Genomic DNA, 18,316 nt, shown 5'->3' with positions numbered 1-18,316 from the left:
CTGCGCTGTACTTCGCATGCCAATTATATGGGCGTTAAGTATCCAAGTTAGTCACGAAGAGTCGCGGCCATTGATGGTGAAGAAGAAAAATTTAAGCAACCCCTTTTCTACAGGCGGTGGCGGTGTTCATTTTGAAGCGCATGTCCAGGCGTCTTTTGTTGCTCTGATGCTCACTGGCGGTCATGCCCCGTGTCTTCCCTGCTGGCCAATTGCTGAGGTCAAACTTCAGGGCAAGATCGACGGCTTTGATACAGACGACCTCATTATTGTTGTAGAAAACATGAGCAGCAATGAAAGGCGGAAACTTCTCGGGCAGATTAAGCATTCCATTACCATCACGCAAGGCAGTACCCTGTTTGGGGAGGTGATTCAAGCCGCCTGGAATGATTTCAACAATCCTGTGGTGTTCTCTAGGGATAAGGATGTTATTGCACTGATCACAGGCCCCCTCAGCGTGACCGATGCACACAATGTGCAATGGTTGCTGAACCAGGCGAGGCACACCAAAGACGTTGATGAGTTTTTCAGAAACGTCCAGCAGGCAAATTTCAGCCCACCCAAGAGTACCGAGAAACTGGAGGTCATTCAGCATCACCTGAAGGGAGCAAATGGCGGCAGCGATGTTTCAAGAGACGAACTCTATGACTTCCTGAACCACTTTCATCTACTCGGCTACGATCTTGGTAACGAGTTTGGTGTTGTCCTGTCTCTACTGCATTCCCACATTTCCCAATTCCAGCAGCAGTCTCCGCAGTGGGTTTGGTCAAGGGTTGTCGATATCGTACAAACATGGAATCAGGATGCCGGCACCATCACACCCAGCAAGATCCCGGACGATCTTTTGGACGCCTTTAAACAAAGGGTTGTGGCGGAGATGCCCGAGGAGTTTAAGGCGGCACAGGAGAAACCTAAAACCGATTGGACTCAACACCCGGACGCCACCTATTTGGCCCTAGCAGTCCTGCTTGGGAGTTGGGACGAAAAAAATGAATGTGACATTGAGGCGATAAATCAACTGCTTGGCCTCAGTTATGGCGAATGGTTAAAGAAGGCACGGGAAATATTACACTGCCCTGATAGCCCGTTGTCTCTCAGAAACGGAATCTGGAAAGTTGTTAATCGAGCCGAGCTTTGGAGTCTGCTGGGATCGCGTATCCTTGATCAGAACCTCGATACCTTCAAGTCTCTTGCTGTTTACGCACTAAAGGAGCCAGACCCGGCATTTGAACTGCCCGCTGAAAAGCGATACGCGGCCAGCATTCATGGCAAGGTGCTGAGATGTTCACACGTGTTGCGAAAAGGCATTGCCGAGGGTTTGGCTATTCTGGGCAGTCAGCAAGAGGCGTGCGCAAATTGCTCGCAAGGGCAAGCTGAAACAACCTGCGTATTGGTGATACGTGACCTTCTGATCGATGCTGACTGGGTTTTATGGGGCAGCCTAAACGGTTTACTGCCCACTCTGGCCGAAGCTGCCCCGAACGAATTTCTTGATGTGGTCGAGAAGGCGATGCGTCTGACGCCCTGTCCTTTTGATGAGCTTTTTTCCCAGGAAGGCAACGGCATCACCGGCGATAATTATTTAACCGGCCTACTCTGGGCGTTGGAAGGACTGGCCTGGGATGAACAATATCTGGTTCGCGCCTGTGTTGCGCTTGGTGAACTTGCCAGTCATGACCCCGGCGGCCAGTGGGCTAATCGCCCAGCCAATTCGCTGGTAACCATTTTGCTACCCTGGCTTCCGCAAACACTGGCATCTGTTGACAAGCGCAAAGTGGCGGTGCGTACGATCCTACAGGAATGGCCGGATATCGCCTGGAATCTCATCATTCAGCTTCTGCCCGGCCAGCACCAGACCTCTTCTGAATCTCACAAACCAACTTGGCGAAAGATCATCCCCGATGATTGGGCAAAAGGCGTTACGCGTAAAGAATACTGGCAACAGGCATCTTTTTATGCAGAACTTGCAGTGACTGCTGCTGGTCAAGATACCGCTCGGCTTTCCGCATTAATTGATCATTTTGATAACCTGCCTAAACCTGCTTTTGATCAACTTCTCCAAGTTCTTGTCTCCAAACCCATTTCAAATCTCCCCGAAGATCAACGACTTTCGATTTGGGACCATCTTACGAAATTTACAAACAAACACCGACGGTTCTCCGATGCGAAGTGGGCACTGCCAGACGAGCTGATTACCAGTATTGAACACGCTGCCGAGCAACTCGCCCCCACTAACCCGTCGAATTTACATCAGTACCTTTTTACAGATCGTGACTTTGATCTCTACGAAGAGAGCGGCGATTGGGAGGAGCAGCAAAAGAAACTCGACACCCGACGCGAAACGGCCATTTTAGAAATCTTCCATCAAGGTGGTGTCGATGGCGTTATCCGATTTGCTGAATCAGTTTACTCAGCCGGTAAGGTAGGACAAGCGCTAGGGGCTATTTCCGATTCAGTCATTGAGCACACTCTTTTGCCTCCCTTCCTGGATTCAGCAGACAATAACCACAAGGCCTTGGTGAGCGGCTTTATCTGGAGGCGTTACCATCTCGAAGACTGGGAGTGGTGCGACGACCTCGATAAATCTGATTGGACGCCCGAGCAAGTAGGACAATTTCTGGCTTATTTGCCATTTACCAAAGAAACATGGGATCGTGCTTCTGAATGGCTTCAGGCGCAAGAGTGTGAATACTGGGTCCGCACCGGCACGAATGCCTATCAGGCCGATGGTGATCTTGCTTATGGGGTTGAGAAACTGATTGAACATGGCAGACCACATGCGGCAATCCACTGTCTGGATAGGATGCTCCATGCCAAGCAGCCAATCGATATAAACCAATGTGTTCGAGCGTTACTTGCAGCGCCTTCCTCCAGTGAGCCCAGCTACGCCATGGACGAGTACCACATCGTCGAACTGATCAAGTTTCTCCAGGCGCAGCCTTCGGTGAACCAGGACGATCTCTTTAGGGTTGAGTGGGCATATATTCCTTTGCTCGACAGTGATAGAGATGCCGCGCCCCAACACCTTGAAAGCAGATTGGTCAATGACCCCGAGTTCTTTTGCGAGGTAATTCGACTTATATACCGCTCCAAGAATGAGGGCCAGCCGCCGCGAGAACCAACCGAGGAATCAAAGGCAATTGCAACAAATGCCTGGCAGCTCCTTCATGAATGGAGGACTCCGCCTGGAACAAAACAAGATGGAACGTTCAGCGAAGGGCGCTTTACTGAATGGCTCCAAAGGGTAAAGGAAGCCTGTACGGAATCCGGCCACCTGGAAGTTGCACTCATTCATATTGGCGAAGTATTGATTCATACCCCATCCGATCCAGACGACTTATGGATACGCCGTGCGGTCGCTGCCGCACTAAATGACCGTGAAGCAGATGACATGCGACGCGGTTACAGTATGGGGACATGCAACTCACGCGGTTTTCATTGGGTTGACCCAACCGGAAAACCGGAGCGAGAACTAGCTAACCAGTTCCGGAGCAAGGCCGAGGATGTAGAGAACGCAGGGTTTCAGCGATTTGCCGTTACCTTGAGAAATTTGGCGGACAGCTATGACCGAGACGCAGAGCGAATAATTGACGATCATACAGACCCGGAGGATGACTAATTGCAAAGCCTAACAAGGCCGTAAACCCGGACTTATTTTGCGTTCGCTGAGTTCACCAAAAATACGTCGGTTACGGCTGGCGTTAAGTTTACGGAAATACTATGGAATTAAGCTGGAACCCATTTCCTGAGTATCGAGACTTCTCTTTTAATGCGATCCATGACGACTCGGAAGGTTTTCGAATACTTTTAGAGGCTAACTGTGACAGGTTCTCTAATAAGCAAGCATTATGTATAAGGTTTCCGCTGGCTGGCCCTATGTACTACCACAGAGCAGATGATAGCTTTTATTATCACCTAAAAATACGATAGGTAATTCAAGCGCTACATCTCAGCAAACAAGAGCATCAGATTTAATTGAGCGATTTCACACGTTTAGTTCCAATATTTATCGAGAAGACTCTATTGTTCATTATTGTATTTATACTGTTAATGAGTGTATTGAGGTTCTATCAGTAGCTGAACCCATCTGTGAAAATTTGTGGCACCAGAAAACTTAACACCTAGGCGGTATCTGCTGGTAATTCAATTTTGATAATTGGCTCATTTTCCTGTTTGATGTCTCCCATTAGCCTTCCTGTACACATCTTCCTCTTAGTATTGAGTTAGGGTGATTCATTTTCCTGTAGAGAGCGCTTAAGTGGAAAGAGTAACCCTGGGAGGATGGCTTTTTCCTCTTCCGTGATAGCCTTGAGGGCTGCTTCACGGGGTCCTGGTTGGGGCCACTCCATGATTAACTCTCGGGCAAGGCAGAGTGCCTCCAACTCTTGTAATTGAGATAGAAAAACTTGAGTAGGTACTGTTGAATAATCCGCTAGAAGATTTCCCATAGCTCCCCCTGAATCCATCGAAAGTAATAATTTTTGTTAACTTTCTAACAGTATTGGTTGTTTATATTATAATGTCAACAAAAACTATTAACTTGTTAACTTTTATTGTTACCATCTTGGAATCATGAGACAGGATGAATAAACAAGTGATTACGGGAATACAGGTACGGATGGCTAGAAGTGGCCTGAAATGGAGCGCCCAAGATCTGGCAGAAAAAAGTGGAGTGGGCCTTTCGACAGTTAACAAGATTGATCGAGAGGATGGAATCCCTTCTGTGCGTATTCAGAATCTTGTAGCTATTGAGCAGGCTCTACTTGCAACTGGTCGTGTTCGCTTTGAAGGGGATACTGGCGTATTCGTGGACCCTATCACAAAGTGAATGCCTTCTATTTACTGGGAAAAGGCATTTACAGTTAAGTATTATCTTTTTATAAAGCCTTTAAAATCAATATGTTAGAGGGGGATTGGGACTTCGCTTTCTGCGCGCTGTTCACGTGAGACCCTTGTTACCTATTCCTTTTTAGTAATTAGACCTCCCTTGCTTATTACATTTTTTTATAGCTTTAGACTATCGAACCTGTGATCGCGAGTTAAGCTAAAAGAGGTGTAATATGATTACTTTACATGTAAAGTTAACCCTTATGAGAGGAGGGAAGAAAAGTGCAATATGAGTCACTAGGCTACATGCCACGCGCGCCATTGGTTTATTCTCTAGCGATGATCGAATATGGGTCCGCTCCGGGAATTGCTAATTATGCTGATGCGATTATGGAAGAGTTGAGAGGACCTTATCCAGATATAAAGGAATTAAAGTTAAACTCTCTAAAAGTTAATATTGATGCAGCAACGGGAGAAAGTAGAGCCCAACATGAAACGTTGCCTCATTGGAGAATGAATAACCCAGACTCAGATTTTGGATTTGTATTTGGTGCTAATAGGCTAGTAATTCATACTACGGCTTATAAGCATTTTAATGAATTTGCAGATAAGATTAGAGATATTGCGTCAGTCATATCTAATATTGCCAGGATTCAATACTCAAGCAATATTGGGGTCAGGCATATTGATAATATTTGTAATATTGATGGACTGGAGTTAAATCAGTTATTAAAAGGTAACTACCTTTGCCCTCAACTTGGTGAAGGATTAAATCCATTAAACTCAAGAGTGGAATTTGTATATAAATCAGATATTGGGCGTTTATTTACTAGGGCTTTTGAGTTATCGAATCACCCTAAAGTACCGCAGGACCTATTTCCAATGGCGAGTGAGTTATCTTCTGCGCCAAACCTAATGGTGCCAGTTACAGAAAAATTTGTTTTAGTTGATACAGATCACATATACTCACCAGGAAAACTTGAAGCTTTTGATTTAAATGAAATAATTTCAAAACTTGACTCACTACACGAGCAGTGTTCTGTAGGCTTCAGGAATATGGTAAGTGAGGATGCTCTTGGAGCATGGAAGAAAGGAATTGAGTGATGGATTCAGCGGCGAGACAAGCTAAACTTGGTCAGGCGGGTTATATTGCTGTAGCCTTCGCCACCCCATTTGCTGTAATGTGCGGAACAGGGAGCTATGCAAATGCGCAGCCTGTGGAGTCAACTGGAAATTCATTATTTGTAGAGCAATCACCTTATCCTGCAGTTGAAGAAATAGAAATAGCTAGGTTTGTTCGAGACTTAGATCGGCTTATTAATGAATATAAGTTAAGTAAAAACCAAGCTGCTAAATTTCTAGGTGTTACCAGACAAACCATTTATTCTTGGCTTGATAAAAAAACAGATAAGGTTCGTGCTTTACATAAGACTCGCCTATCTAATGTATTAAATTCCTTGGATAAAAGGATAGGTGAAAGATATCGTGTTTTGGTTGGAGGCTTCTTAAATAGAAAGCTTGATTCAACTGTTGCCGAACTTTTCTCTTTAATATCCGAGAATGAATTTCCCAAAGATAAATTTAATGTGGCTTTAAGAGCTTTAGAATTTAAATTATCTGGAATAGAGCGATCAAGTTCATTAAGTGATTCTCTTAAAAACAAAAAACCCTTGATCTAACAGGCTTGCACCGTAATGGGTAGTATTGATAGGGACGCTGTAAAAGCTAATGGATGGGGGTTGGGTAAATTTTTTACTACTGAATCAGCCTCAAATACGGTTAACTTAATTGCTGATGAGCACAAAGCAGGGAGCAATATATTTATTGCGGTGACACATGACTGTTCGGTTATTATGCCATCATTGGAGAAAGAGCCTTACCTCGAATATCTATCAGTCTCTCCAATTGACAAGGAGAATGGACAATTCACAAATGCTAGAAATATAAGACATTTGCATTTCGAGGTTGAGGTAGAAGGTGAATTAAGATGGTACGAAGCCACCATGGGAATGAGGGGCTTTGTCAGCCGTGCTTCACTTGATGAGTGTTCCATTGACGAGCGCTATAAGCTGACAGATGCCAGCATGATAATTTTGAAACGCTGGCTTGCAAACCGCTATATTTCTCAGACTTTTCCAGATAAATTTAATCATTTGACACGTAAGCTAGTTGAGGGTAGTAAGGCTCCCCTTATTAAGGCTTTTAATACTGAGATCGGTAAAGCCTGTAATTCAATTTTTATTTCTCTCACCCCTGATGATAGAGATATTCAGGATGGCGAGAGTTACGGAGTGATTATAGCCCTACTATTTAGGGAAGAGTTGGCCATAGAGATTGGTAGAGAATCCATGGATGAGTTTGGCGCGAGAGTACAATCAATTCTTGAGTCCGTTGATGGGCTAGACCCGGTGAAAGTTCATGCTCTAGCTGAGACTGATGCTACATACTCAGAGATTGTGAAAATGTCTAGGTGGCAATTGGATTACGTCAGCATCAAAGATGGGGCTGAAATTTTATCCGTTGATCATTCCTCCTAGGCTCCTCCTTTTCTATTTATACCCGATCGCTCTTCAGGGTAATTATTGTCTTTCTACTAAACGTCCTCCTCCCCTAGAAATTGATTTCCCTTAACTGGGGGGGGGATTGTATCAAGTCCAAAGGGTTATCCTCTCTTAGTCTGATCATTTTCTTTCGTGAAAGTCTTGGAAGTCCTGTTAGGTTTGAAATTGTTACACCTTTCATTCGTAACACACTAGGAGTAACAGAAAGGTGTGACACTGCAAAGTCAATAACCATGCGGCCTACAGCCATTCTGTTACACCTGTACACCTGTAACACCTTTATTTAAGAGGAGTAGAAGTTAACTGTCCCCTCACCCCTTTAGCTGGTCTGAGACTGCGAAGTAGGGGTAATCATCAACTTGCGAGATGTGGGGATGGTATTCCTCAGCAGGATATTGAGAGGGCATTACTAAATAGCTTCATGGGCCCAATTCGTAACGGAGTGGATAAGCTGTTTGGCTATGGTTACTTCTTACATAGGGTATGCAGATTTTACGTACCTCTGGCGGTAGAGGTGCGAATTTAATTTACCCTCAGATGTGGTAACTCTGGCTGTGAACATCTACCTGACGTAAGGAAGTAGCTCCAGTTTATGGATGAGTCTCTGGTGGGCTACGGCATCTAATACCTCTGCTGCTGGAGCAGGATGTAGATTAACTGCTCACTTGTCGGTTTGGTGGCTATGTCTGAACTCTAAGCCAAGCTTAGGGTTTAACGGGTCCTCCTGAGGGAGCAACACACGGGTAATTCGGACCCCGCTCTGTTAACAGATATCTGATTTTTCCGAGGGGGGTTATACCCTCCTTAGTGCCAGTTCAGGAGCGTAGAACCCAAACCCCTACTTCGGGGTTTGGTGTTCCGATCAGCTGAGCCCACGGGGGCTAGGTTGGATATCCGTCAGCCTTGTATCTGGCACCGCCGTCCTAACTTAGATTTCGCAATGGCTAAGGTGTAATAACTAGGTAAGCATTATGGGGCGTCTCAAACCAGTAAATTACCGGTTCTAGGCCTGGTTGTGAAAACCGCCAATCCTGAGGTTTTAGAGGAAGTGAAGTATAGGCCACTTAGATGTTGAGGTGACGTCGCGCTTCGCGACTCCATCTCGTATGCTCTACTAGACGTTCATGCTCAAGCCGGTCCCCTGTCGATTGCTGGCCAAACCGCCAGATTCGCGGTTTGAGGTATATGGGAACTGGCCAAAACTAAGGTCAGATAAGCTGATATGACAGGATGTGTATAGAGGCTCTTTTTAGTGGTATGCCCTATTGTTGAGTGCCTTTGATTCAGGAGCAGGAATTCAAAGTGGTGCTACATTTGGTGCTACTTTTTTCAGGAAAACACCCAGAGGCCTTGGAATCACTAGCTTTCCAGTCGTTTTTCGAGTCCGGCCTCTGTACCATCTCTCAAACCCGCGTCAGCCCTAGCTTTCGCGGGTTTTTTAATTCTGCGAGGACAACTTTGTAAAAGACTCGCTTGTTGGTTTCAGTGCCAAAGTGTCAACGCAAAATCACGTTGACACTTTGCTATCCCGTAAGCCTTCCGGCTGTGCAATATCCTTTCACTTCTCTTCGCAGCTCTTCAAAGTGTGAAATCCCGAGCATCTCCAAACCCCGCACCATCTCAAGCCTGGCCCGCCAGACTCATTTCATCAACTAAAAGAGCGCCCAAAATCGGCAGGCGTGGGGAGGAGTGACCGGCGGCCATTTTTGTTGCACAATTATTAATCACAAAAACTCAGAGGGAACTGGTTATGCAAGTTTTTAAGGGATTTTTGAAAGTTTGAGTCTACTTGGCAGCTTCATCTGGCTGCCAGGAGGCAATGAAAGGAAGTGAAATCTACGCAAGAACGCGGTGAATTTAACCAGTAGATTAACGCTAACCACTAGCTTTTCAATTTTATAAGCCAAGATCAACTGAAGAATTAAAGCTACTGCCTTTCTGGCACATGAAGTGCCAGAATAAAAAATAGAGTCAAAAACTTATTTCCTAATAAATTAGTATTTAATTCTTAGTGAAAAACGCAAGAAACCAGCCAACACTTGTAACCATTCAGCACCTTCACACAAAGATGTTAGCCATATTGTGGAGCAGTATTTAACAATAAAGCTAGTGAAGCTCACTATCATTCAAGAAATTCTATTGAGGCAAAAAATCTACATTAATCACCAGTAGATTCATGAGGAAACTAATGATGAAAAAAATAGGCTACATCACTACTTTTATTATCTTAGCGATTTCCAATAACGATGTTACCGCCAGCAACAATACCTTAACAGTTATTCAGGCAGGAGCTAATAACTCAGCAACTGCCGATCAAAATAATCCAACAGCTACAAATAATACCATTGAGATATTTCAGCTTGGTAACAACAACTCTAGCCACACCAAACAATCAACAAAGAGCGAGTCAGGAACCATTATTCATAGCCAGAGCGGCGAGATGAATACCGCAGTATCGCATCAGGACAACTCAATAAACTCCTCTGTCACGATTCAACAAGTCTTGAATAAGCAAAACATAGAAACAAAACAATCATTCACAAACAATAGTAGTGCATTAGTCCTTCAAACCGGAGTAAGCCATAGTGGAATGTTGGATCAATTTATTAGCGTCAACGACATAATTGTTGTCAGTCAATTCGGCCAAAATCATTCTTTAAATGCAGCCCAACATCTAACAGAAAATAGTGTAGTTGAAATACATCAACTCGGTGATTCCAACGACGCCATGCACACCCAACTGAATGGCGACTCAAACAGATCTTATTCACATCAGAGTGGTAGCGGTAATACTTTTAATGTTTTTCAAACCACTGATCATAATGAAAGCAGCCTCTGGCAGGACGGAGATGGGAATATAGCAATTCACAATCAAACCGGCTCTAACCACAAAGCCTTCACTGTACAGCTGGGTACTTCTAACATTGCAAATATATCCGCAATGGGTATCAGTAGTTCATTTCAAGCTTTTCAAAGTGGCGATGCTAATGCACTACTAGCCACCCAAAATGGTAACGATCAATCAGTACTTGTATCTCAAATTGGCAACAACAATATGGTCGATATAGCACAGTAACCAATGTGCCCCTAACTAACAGTAGGGGGCACAAAATTAACTATAGCTTATGACTGGCTGTACCTATTCTCACTTCATCTAACTGCCGGCCCTTTTTACTGAAAATTCATTGTAAACCCCGACCACAAAATCAAGCATTTGCGGGCATAAATAAAACTCTGCTTTCTTAGACTTCACAACTTCTTCCGCCAGCTTCATTGCCGCCTCTTCAGTAGGCGCAGAGTCTCTAAAGCTCTTAGGTCCGCCATTCATAAGATGGACTCTCTCAGCAAAAATGGCGTACCTGTTTACTCTATTTTTCATAACTTCTCTCCTTTTAAGTGTATAACCAGCTTAAGCCCGCACCGCACTAAGCTGAGATTTCAAACTATCCGCACTGCTCTTGTGCCCATTAATTGCCGCATCCTGATCTGGTTTATGCCATTACTGAGGCGCGCGTGTGCGGCGAGTATTCCAGCCAAGGCGACACTACGTCGATTAAATTTTATAATACCTTCAGTACATTTAAAGGTTCACTACCTAACCAGACCTTGCCGCTATCTTTTACTTTGATAGTTTGGCGGACCTTGGCTGCTGATTCGCGAATATTTCCGATCTGTTCTTTTAAGTCGCGCCCACCGAAATATTAATATCACTACCGCTTGTAATATTTAGATTGTCTAGGACTGACAAGTTCAGGCCACCAGCAGATAAGAAACGTAAAGCTCCAAGAGCTTCAATGATTTTTACGCCAGCCACCTCTTCCACAGAATGTTCATGGACTTGGCGGTGTTCGCTGTCACAGTTTGTCTTTATTTCCGCGGCCTCTGTAATCCTGCGTAATGATTTCTCACGTATATCCCCGTGGGTTTCCCGGCTCCAGTCTGTGCTGTCATCCACTTTTAGTCACACTGAGTCGCATTGCTGCCACATTAAACTCCACGGTCGAGTACTAGGTGCCCTACCCCGTGCGATAACACCGTACGAACAAATGGCTCATCAGCCATTGCCTGCATAGTGCCTCGATAGCGGTACAAAAAAACAGGCAAGCAATCAAATGAAAAAACTCTACCATCTCGTAATTTATATCGAAATAGGACGGATAAATAACTAGCCAAGCTACCAACATTTATGTTTACATCACGTTGCGTGATCTGCATTTACAATTCAAACAAATCATCTTGTCGATAAAAAAAGCATACTTAATTTAGATTCTTATTTTAAGTCAACTTTTACATCTACAGGCTCAATATATGAATAACAAGAATTCAATTACTTCCGGAGGTTGCTTGTGTGGAGCTGTGCGATATGAGGTTACAGGGCCACTACGGAATGTAGTTAACTGTCATTGTAGTATGTGTCAAAAACTACATGGAAGTTTCGGCCCTCACACAAAGGCTCGAAAAATAAATATCAAGATAACAAAAGATGACGGACTGGCGTGGTATAAAACATCAGAAGTAGCCCGCAGAGGCTTCTGCCAGCAATGTGGCTCAAGCCTCTTCTGGGAGCCATTTAATCTCGATGCCACTGGAATTATTGCAGGATCACTCGATGGTCCAACTGGATTGAAAACCATGGGGCATATTTTCACTGGCGAAAAATCTGATTTTTACGAAATTGATGATAAACACCCTCAATTTAAGGTATCATCAAATGGGCAGCTTGTCAATGACTACAAATAAATTATTATTTTTTTGACTGAGAGAAAACTCCAGATCTAAAAGACGAAAGGCAATTAATCCCTTGATCGTAGGCTCAACCTCTACCTGATCAAAAACAATCAATTTAGATAGCAATTGTAAGTGAGCTGACACTTAAGTGATAATATCGACTTTAGTGACAGCTCAAATTGAAACAGTGCAAACAACATAGCTAATAGCCTTTTGGCAGTAAAAAAACCTCTCGGGAAAGGGGTTTTCCTGGCCACTCTCGCAACGGTTAAGGCTCCCTTCTATGATGCCTTCTTCTATGATGCCCTCTTCACTTTTATCGAACCTGACTAAAACCAGAGGGCACCATTAATTAGCTATTCAGTTTTTACTATCCGGACACTCCCTTTCCTCCAACACCCCACCAGTCTTGATTGAATACTCGGTATAGTTACCAGTCATAATATCGAGAATTTGTAGCCAAGAATAAAATACCGCTTTTTCAGACTTAGCAATTTCTTCTGCCAGCTCCATGGCGGCTTCTTCTGTGGGTGCAGAATCCCTAAAACTTTTTGCGCCGCCATTCATCAAATGAATTCGTTCTGCAAAAATTGCGAATCGATTGATCTTTCTTCCCATGATCTATCTCCTTATCGATAAAACTGCTTAAGCCCTTACATCCTTATGCAGGGGCTGCCAGCCAATCCATACTGCGCTCGACCTCCCGCATCTGTGTCAATGTCAGATCCAACTCCTTACGCAGATTTACACCTACAGAAACTGAAAAGCTGCGCACGTACTTCGTATAATTCAGCATACAGATAGCATACATTGCTCGGTTGTCATAATCCGAGCGATACCGGCAAATCCGGACAGGCTCTCCGTCGAAAATGATGCTTCTGGTTCCCATGACTACCCTTACCAAAATACTGTACATACATACAGTATAAGATATGGTGATCCTGCTTTGTCAACCCACAATGGACTCAACACCCTTAATGAGCCCTGAATAGACTAAAAATCAATCTGTTATCAGAGGTGGGGTCTTGGAGATTTTTGAGGTCTGGATGAGTCGCGGAATATACTGGGATTTGTCGAAACGACGAAAAAACGCTTAATAACATCGCTAAAAATTGGTCGTTCAGAAAGGTAGCCCTGTTTCAATTAAAATTAGCCAAGGGAGACTAAACTTCATTCAACGCTACTCTACTTATTAAGAGAAACAGATTTTCTGAAATACGGCCCGAATACCGATTTAAGCGCTTATTAGCTTATCTTGATTTATATCGTTGAGTAGATAGCGCTAACTTGGTCGATCAGCACCATTATTCACTAAGGGTAGAAGGCATTCCAAGCGTTCAGTTTGCACAGCATTGAATTTATATACCATCACTTTGCCAATACATGCTGTCATTTTTAATATCCTATTTTTATAATCCAGAACATTCAAAATTTAGTATTGACTAACAATTGTCACTTGAAATTGAAAGGCGAGCAACATAAAGTGTCAACATTATTAATAACAGTCAATATCGCTATTTTTAGTGTTAGACTTTTAACATTATTGGATTATTAAATGGAAAAGGTTGCCATCCTTGTTGACGTGCAGAATGTGTATTACACATGCAGGCAAATCCATAAACGAAACTTTGATTATAATAAGTTTTGGTCTGAAGCAACTAATGGAAGGAAAGTCGTAAAAGCCGTGGCCTACGCCATCGATCGCGGCGATAGAAAACAGTATCAATTTCAAAATATCTTAAGATCTATCGGTTTTGAGGTGAAACTAAAACCCTTCACACAACGGTCCGATGGTTCCGCCAAAGGTGATTGGGATGTAGGGATAACGATAGATGCAATGGAATATTCAAACTTAGTAGATACTATAGTTTTAGTTTCAGGTGATGGTGACTTTGATATTCTTGTGCATAAGCTCAGATTAGATAGAGACAAAAAGGTTGAAGTATATGGCGTACCAGAGTTGACCGCTGCCACATTATTTAATGCGGCGAGTGAATTTATCCCAATTGACAATAATCTTTTACTCAAATAAACATGGGCGAAAAGTGAAATACTTTTGTTTTAGCCCCTATATTGAATCAGATTCCAAGCAGGTTGAACCAATACACTAATAGCATATCAACATCTCTTTTGGCTCTGAATAAGATAACCTAGCTAAAGCCACTATGTCGCACCCGCTAACAAAAATGTATCCAGATCCCAAAGATCAGTTTTTGTCACCTTGCAAAGATTAACGTGGTGAATGACGAACTGAAGAGACGCCATCTTCGAATAAAACATGTCGCCGCCGAAATGTTTTGCCCTTGAGATACTCCGGTTTACTGATCCTGTCCATTCGAAAATGACGAAAGTCTTTGCGTGCGGGATCCCAAGCCACCAGATACCATAGAGGTGGTAAAATCAGCATCGCCTGTGGTTCAACAACCCTACTGGTTACAGATCCCTTTGCATCACAGTATTGGAAGCTTAGTTGTAACCGCTGGAGAAAAGCTGTCTCGAAAGTGGGGAGCAGTGCGGGCTCCATTTCCTGAATATTTGATACGTCTACCTGCGGTGAAAGCTTACCGATATATAAGCAGTCTAAAAACCGACGCAAATCACGTACTTTGTCCTGTGGCAAAGCCTTCTCTATTTTGGCAAGCCCAGTATCTGCAAGCCCCGAAAAAGGTAAATTCCCGGCCGCACGCATTGATGCAACGCTGATAAGGAGTGCAAAGACCTCGGCAACCGAGAGGCGCGTTGTGGTTTGGACCGATTGCGGGTCTAATTGCAGGCCGCCCCCAGGACCAGGGTCAGAGTGAATAACAAAGCCTTCATCGCGCAGTGCGCTAATATCACGCAACACCGTACGCCTGGATACACCGACCTCTTCTGCTAGGTCAGCAATCGTAGAAGTACTATTTCGGCGAAGGCTGCGCACGATGGCGTCTTGTCGAAGGCGAACACTCATTTTGTAAGGATATTATTAAATGGTGACATTATTTGGCACCATTTGATTTTAGCCTATATCTGTTCTTTTCAGCAAAGGAGTTCTGAAATTGCAACGCACACCGTAGCCCCATGTCGAAGAAAAGGGGCTGTCCGGCACATAAGGCATTGTTGAGCCTCAAAAAAGGAGAAATACATTGTTTAATCTAACCGAATTCCCCAAGCCCACTCTTATTCCAGTCAACGGCGTTGAGTTAGAAGTCTTTGAGGCAGGCCAACCGAATATGGGGAAACCAATTGTGCTTTGTCACGGCTGGCCAGAGCATGCCTATTCTTGGCGCCACCAGCTGCCTGTACTTGCCGCAGCAGGATACCACGTTATCGTTCCAAACCAGCGTGGTTATGGCAATTCATCCCGTCCTGCCGATGTAACTGACTATGACATTGAAAACTTGTCGGGTGACATCGTCGCGCTTCTTGATCACTACGGATACAAAGATGCCACATTTGTCGGCCATGATTGGGGTGCAATGGTGGTATGGGGGCTTGCGCTATTACATCCAAACCGGGTCAATAAAATTATAAATATGGCCCTACCCTACCAGGCTCGAACAGAAAAGCCGTGGGTCGAGTTTATGGAGGAATTCCTAGGAAGCGACTATTACATTGTTCACTTTAACCGACAGCCAGGCATTGCGGACACTGTGTTAGATGCAAATACTTCACAATTCCTTCGCAATATATTCCGCAAGAACATACCTCCAGCACCACCTGAGCCTGGAATGATGATGATCGATCTCGCCAAAGCAGAAGCGCCACTTGGCGAGCCCTTAATGAGTGATAGCGAACTGGCTGTTTTTGTTTCCGCATTTGAGAAAACAGGTTTCATGAGCAGTATTAATTGGTATAGAAACCTTGACCGAAATTGGCAGATCTTGGCAGATGTGGAGCCAACCATCCAAAAGCCAGCACTTATGATTTACGGCGATCGAGACTTGATCCCTAAGGCTCCAAACTTAAAAGAGTTCGTTCCCAATGTTGATACAATCAGTCTCAACTGCGGCCACTGGATTCAACAGGAGAAACCGGAAGATACAAATCTGATCATTCTAAAGTGGTTAGAAAAAAAGGATAGCAATTAGCATAAAAGGCTATTCGATATAAAAAATACCTATGAAAGTATCTGAGTAATTTACAGATGTAGTAAAATCTACTATTTCTCGTTACTCAGATACTTTTCTCGCACTTGATTAATCATGCCACCAGCTTCTAGTACTTCGATTTCATCTGCTGACAAGTCACTGCGCAGATTAATACTCTCGCCGGATAACTTAATCAAAAGCTTTACAGAATTGTTTGACTTCAGTTGTGCTATTGGCTTTTCAATCTCAAGAATTGAATCCTGCTCCAGTCGATCGTAATCATCAAAGCTCTCAAAAAGTAGTGGCAGAACACCAAAGTTAATGAGATTACGGCGGTGGATACGAGCCATGCTTTTTGCAATTATGCACCTTACGCCAAGAAACCGTGAAGATACTGCTGCATGTTCACGGCTGGAGCCTTGCCCATAATTTTCACCACCAACAACAAAACAGTCACCATTCAATTTTATCGCCCGCTGGTAAAAGTTTTCATCAATACGGGAAAATGTATAGCGACTAATGGCGGGGATGTTTGAGCGCAAAGGTAAAATATCCGCTCCGGCAGGCAGTATTTCATCTGTCGAAACGTTGTCACCTGCTTTCAGTAATAGCGGGCCCGTTAAGGCGTTTGGAAGCTTTTCAAAGTTTGGCAACGGTTTGATATTCGGGCCTTTAATCAACTCAACGGCAACAGGGATTTCTTGGGGTGGCTGGAGTAAAGGTCTTATATCTGGCAGATATTCCGGCTCACTGAAGCTGGGATAGTCCATGTCCAGATCACGAGGATCGGTGATTACGCCCTTCAGTGCACTAGCAGTGGCAGTTTCAGGGCTGCATAAATAGACTTGGTCATCTGCTGTGCCGGATCGACCAGGGAAATTACGTGGCACAGTACGTAAGCTGATACGGCCAGTGGCCGGAGCTTGCCCCATACCAATACAACCGCCACAACCTGTTTGGTGCAAACGCGCACCCACTTCAAGTAGTTTTGTGAGATCGCCACTCCGGCTAAGCTCCTCGAGCAATTGGCGCGAGGTTGGGTTGATATCAAAAGAGACATCGTCGGCTAATCGACGACCTGCAACGATACGCGCTGGTATGGCGAAATCCCTCAGCCCAGGGTTAGCAGAAGAGCCTATATAGCTCTGGTAAATAGGGTGACCCGCCACTTCACCTACGGTTACCACTTTGTCTGGACTGGATGGGCAGGCGATCAGCGGCTCAAGATCAGATAAATTAATGGTGTCCTCTTCGTCATAGCTCGCACCCTCATCGGCTTTCATTTCTACATAATCGCTTTCTCGGTGCTGCTGTTTGAGAAAGGCTTTCACAGCTTCATCGGCAGGAAAGACACTGGCCGTGGTACCCATCTCCTGCCCCATATTGGCGATTACATGGCGATCCATCGCGGTCAGATTGGCGAGGCCTGGGCCGTGATACTCGACAATCTTATTCACACAGCCCTTAACTGTTTGCCGGCGCAACATTTCCAGGATGATGTCCTTGGCACTGACCCAGGGCGGCAGTTCACCCTCAAGCTTTACGCCGAGCACTTTCGGCATTTTCAGCGCGAAGGGAACGCCAGCTATAGCCATGGCCACCTGTAGACCACCAGCACCTATGGCCAGCATACCCATAGAGCCTGCTGCACAAGTATGGCTATCGGCGCCAAGTAACGTCTTTCCGGGTATATCAAAGCAAGCCATATGTACCGGGTGACTTACACCATTACCGGGACGTGAAAACCAAAGTCCAAACTTGCGACAAGCGCTTTGCAGGAACAGGTGATCATCCGCATTTTTGAAGTCCGTCTGTAGTAGGTTGTGATCTACATACTGGGCGGAAAGCTCCGTTTTGATTTGTGATAAACCAAGCGCCTCTAGCTCTAACATCACCAGAGTGCCGGTACCATCCTGTGCCAGCGTCTGGTCAATCTTTATCTCTATTGGGCTACCGGGCTCCAATGAACCACTCACGAGATGACTCTTGATCAGTTTCTGTGCGAGGTTCATAGCCATAATGGGTATCCTTGAGCAAGTTTTCTTAATCTGAGAAGCTCCACTTGCGACGCCTCTTGAACCTGATTCATTGTAGTCCGGGTCAAGATAGTTATTATGTGCGCCTAACTGATCT

At 44.5% G+C, this 18,316-nt stretch carries 15 protein-coding genes; 9 read left to right on the top strand and 6 right to left on the bottom strand.

Translation table 11 applies throughout. The annotated features are described in order from the left end of the window. Window positions 1-73 precede the first annotated feature (73 nt). The 6 genes from ACJJID_RS02440 (at window position 74) to ACJJID_RS02415 (ending at window position 10,461) form a co-directional block, all read left to right on the top strand. Window positions 74-3,616 carry a hypothetical protein gene (locus ACJJID_RS02440; RefSeq protein ID WP_444921337.1) on the top strand — a complete coding sequence of 1,181 codons (3,543 nt, stop codon included), beginning with the start codon at window positions 74-76 and terminating at the stop codon, window positions 3,614-3,616. Window positions 3,617-4,579: 963 nt separating this feature from the next. After that, window positions 4,580-4,825, top strand: a complete 246-nt coding sequence (locus tag ACJJID_RS02435; protein ID WP_444921336.1) for a hypothetical protein — start codon at window positions 4,580-4,582, stop codon at window positions 4,823-4,825. 281 nt (window positions 4,826-5,106) lie between these two features. Beyond that, entirely contained in the window at window positions 5,107-5,928 is an 822-nt protein-coding gene (locus ACJJID_RS02430) for a TIGR04255 family protein (RefSeq protein WP_444921335.1), read from the top strand. Then, window positions 5,928-6,503: a hypothetical protein gene (locus ACJJID_RS02425; RefSeq protein ID WP_444921334.1), complete on the top strand. Its 576-nt coding sequence runs from the start codon at window positions 5,928-5,930 to the stop codon at window positions 6,501-6,503. Before ACJJID_RS02430 ends, ACJJID_RS02425 begins: the two co-directional genes overlap by 1 nt. A gap of 15 nt (window positions 6,504-6,518) precedes the next feature. Further along, entirely contained in the window at window positions 6,519-7,361 is an 843-nt protein-coding gene (locus tag ACJJID_RS02420) for a hypothetical protein (RefSeq protein WP_444921333.1), read from the top strand. A 2,212-nt stretch (window positions 7,362-9,573) separates the two neighbouring features. Continuing rightward, window positions 9,574-10,461 (top strand): hypothetical protein, encoded by an 888-nt coding sequence (locus tag ACJJID_RS02415; RefSeq protein WP_444921332.1) that lies wholly within the window; start codon window positions 9,574-9,576, stop codon window positions 10,459-10,461. 78 nt (window positions 10,462-10,539) lie between these two features. Here the strand turns inward: ACJJID_RS02415 and ACJJID_RS02410 are convergent, their stop codons facing one another. Further along, on the bottom strand, window positions 10,540-10,764 hold the full coding sequence (locus ACJJID_RS02410) for a hypothetical protein (RefSeq protein ID WP_444921331.1): 225 nt from the start codon (window positions 10,762-10,764) through the stop codon (window positions 10,540-10,542). Between the two features lie 300 nt (window positions 10,765-11,064). Beyond that, complete coding sequence (locus ACJJID_RS02405; protein WP_444921330.1) at window positions 11,065-11,340, bottom strand: hypothetical protein; 276 nt, start codon at window positions 11,338-11,340, stop codon at window positions 11,065-11,067. A 353-nt stretch (window positions 11,341-11,693) separates the two neighbouring features. Between ACJJID_RS02405 and ACJJID_RS02400 the strand changes: the two genes are divergently transcribed. Further along, window positions 11,694-12,125: a GFA family protein gene (locus ACJJID_RS02400; RefSeq protein WP_444921329.1), complete on the top strand. Its 432-nt coding sequence runs from the start codon at window positions 11,694-11,696 to the stop codon at window positions 12,123-12,125. 348 nt (window positions 12,126-12,473) lie between these two features. Here ACJJID_RS02400 and ACJJID_RS02395 read toward each other — a convergent pair whose 3' ends face one another. Then, window positions 12,474-12,731: a hypothetical protein gene (locus tag ACJJID_RS02395; protein WP_444921328.1), complete on the bottom strand. Its 258-nt coding sequence runs from the start codon at window positions 12,729-12,731 to the stop codon at window positions 12,474-12,476. A 43-nt stretch (window positions 12,732-12,774) separates the two neighbouring features. Beyond that, on the bottom strand, window positions 12,775-12,909 hold the full coding sequence (locus ACJJID_RS02390) for a hypothetical protein (RefSeq protein WP_444908956.1): 135 nt from the start codon (window positions 12,907-12,909) through the stop codon (window positions 12,775-12,777). Between the two features lie 759 nt (window positions 12,910-13,668). On the opposite strand from ACJJID_RS02390, the gene ACJJID_RS02385 reads away from it, so the two are divergent. Beyond that, complete coding sequence (locus ACJJID_RS02385; protein ID WP_444921327.1) at window positions 13,669-14,145, top strand: NYN domain-containing protein; 477 nt, start codon at window positions 13,669-13,671, stop codon at window positions 14,143-14,145. A gap of 198 nt (window positions 14,146-14,343) precedes the next feature. Here the strand turns inward: ACJJID_RS02385 and ACJJID_RS02380 are convergent, their stop codons facing one another. Continuing rightward, window positions 14,344-15,063 (bottom strand): helix-turn-helix transcriptional regulator, encoded by a 720-nt coding sequence (locus ACJJID_RS02380; RefSeq protein WP_444921326.1) that lies wholly within the window; start codon window positions 15,061-15,063, stop codon window positions 14,344-14,346. Between the two features lie 175 nt (window positions 15,064-15,238). Between ACJJID_RS02380 and ACJJID_RS02375 the strand changes: the two genes are divergently transcribed. Further along, window positions 15,239-16,183, top strand: a complete 945-nt coding sequence (locus ACJJID_RS02375; protein WP_444921325.1) for an alpha/beta fold hydrolase — start codon at window positions 15,239-15,241, stop codon at window positions 16,181-16,183. A 71-nt stretch (window positions 16,184-16,254) separates the two neighbouring features. Here ACJJID_RS02375 and ACJJID_RS02370 read toward each other — a convergent pair whose 3' ends face one another. Continuing rightward, window positions 16,255-18,201 (bottom strand): aconitate hydratase, encoded by a 1,947-nt coding sequence (locus tag ACJJID_RS02370; protein WP_444921324.1) that lies wholly within the window; start codon window positions 18,199-18,201, stop codon window positions 16,255-16,257. Window positions 18,202-18,316 lie beyond the last annotated feature (115 nt).

This window comes from Microbulbifer sp. CnH-101-G, from assembly GCF_052466775.1.
This window is presented reverse-complemented; position numbering and strand designations above follow the sequence as displayed.

Coding starts and splice junctions, on each gene's coding strand:
- ACJJID_RS02435 (WP_444921336.1), top strand. CDS start 4,580: ATGAATAAACAAGTGATTACGGGAATACAGGTACGGATGGCTAGAAGT.
- ACJJID_RS02400 (WP_444921329.1), top strand. CDS start 11,694: ATGAATAACAAGAATTCAATTACTTCCGGAGGTTGCTTGTGTGGAGCT.
- ACJJID_RS02370 (WP_444921324.1), bottom strand. CDS start 18,201: ATGGCTATGAACCTCGCACAGAAACTGATCAAGAGTCATCTCGTGAGT.
- ACJJID_RS02425 (WP_444921334.1), top strand. CDS start 5,928: ATGGATTCAGCGGCGAGACAAGCTAAACTTGGTCAGGCGGGTTATATT.
- ACJJID_RS02395 (WP_444921328.1), bottom strand. CDS start 12,731: ATGGGAAGAAAGATCAATCGATTCGCAATTTTTGCAGAACGAATTCAT.
- ACJJID_RS02440 (WP_444921337.1), top strand. CDS start 74: ATGGTGAAGAAGAAAAATTTAAGCAACCCCTTTTCTACAGGCGGTGGC.
- ACJJID_RS02390 (WP_444908956.1), bottom strand. CDS start 12,909: ATGCTGAATTATACGAAGTACGTGCGCAGCTTTTCAGTTTCTGTAGGT.
- ACJJID_RS02380 (WP_444921326.1), bottom strand. CDS start 15,063: ATGAGTGTTCGCCTTCGACAAGACGCCATCGTGCGCAGCCTTCGCCGA.
- ACJJID_RS02415 (WP_444921332.1), top strand. CDS start 9,574: ATGATGAAAAAAATAGGCTACATCACTACTTTTATTATCTTAGCGATT.
- ACJJID_RS02385 (WP_444921327.1), top strand. CDS start 13,669: ATGGAAAAGGTTGCCATCCTTGTTGACGTGCAGAATGTGTATTACACA.
- ACJJID_RS02410 (WP_444921331.1), bottom strand. CDS start 10,764: ATGAAAAATAGAGTAAACAGGTACGCCATTTTTGCTGAGAGAGTCCAT.
- ACJJID_RS02420 (WP_444921333.1), top strand. CDS start 6,519: ATGGGTAGTATTGATAGGGACGCTGTAAAAGCTAATGGATGGGGGTTG.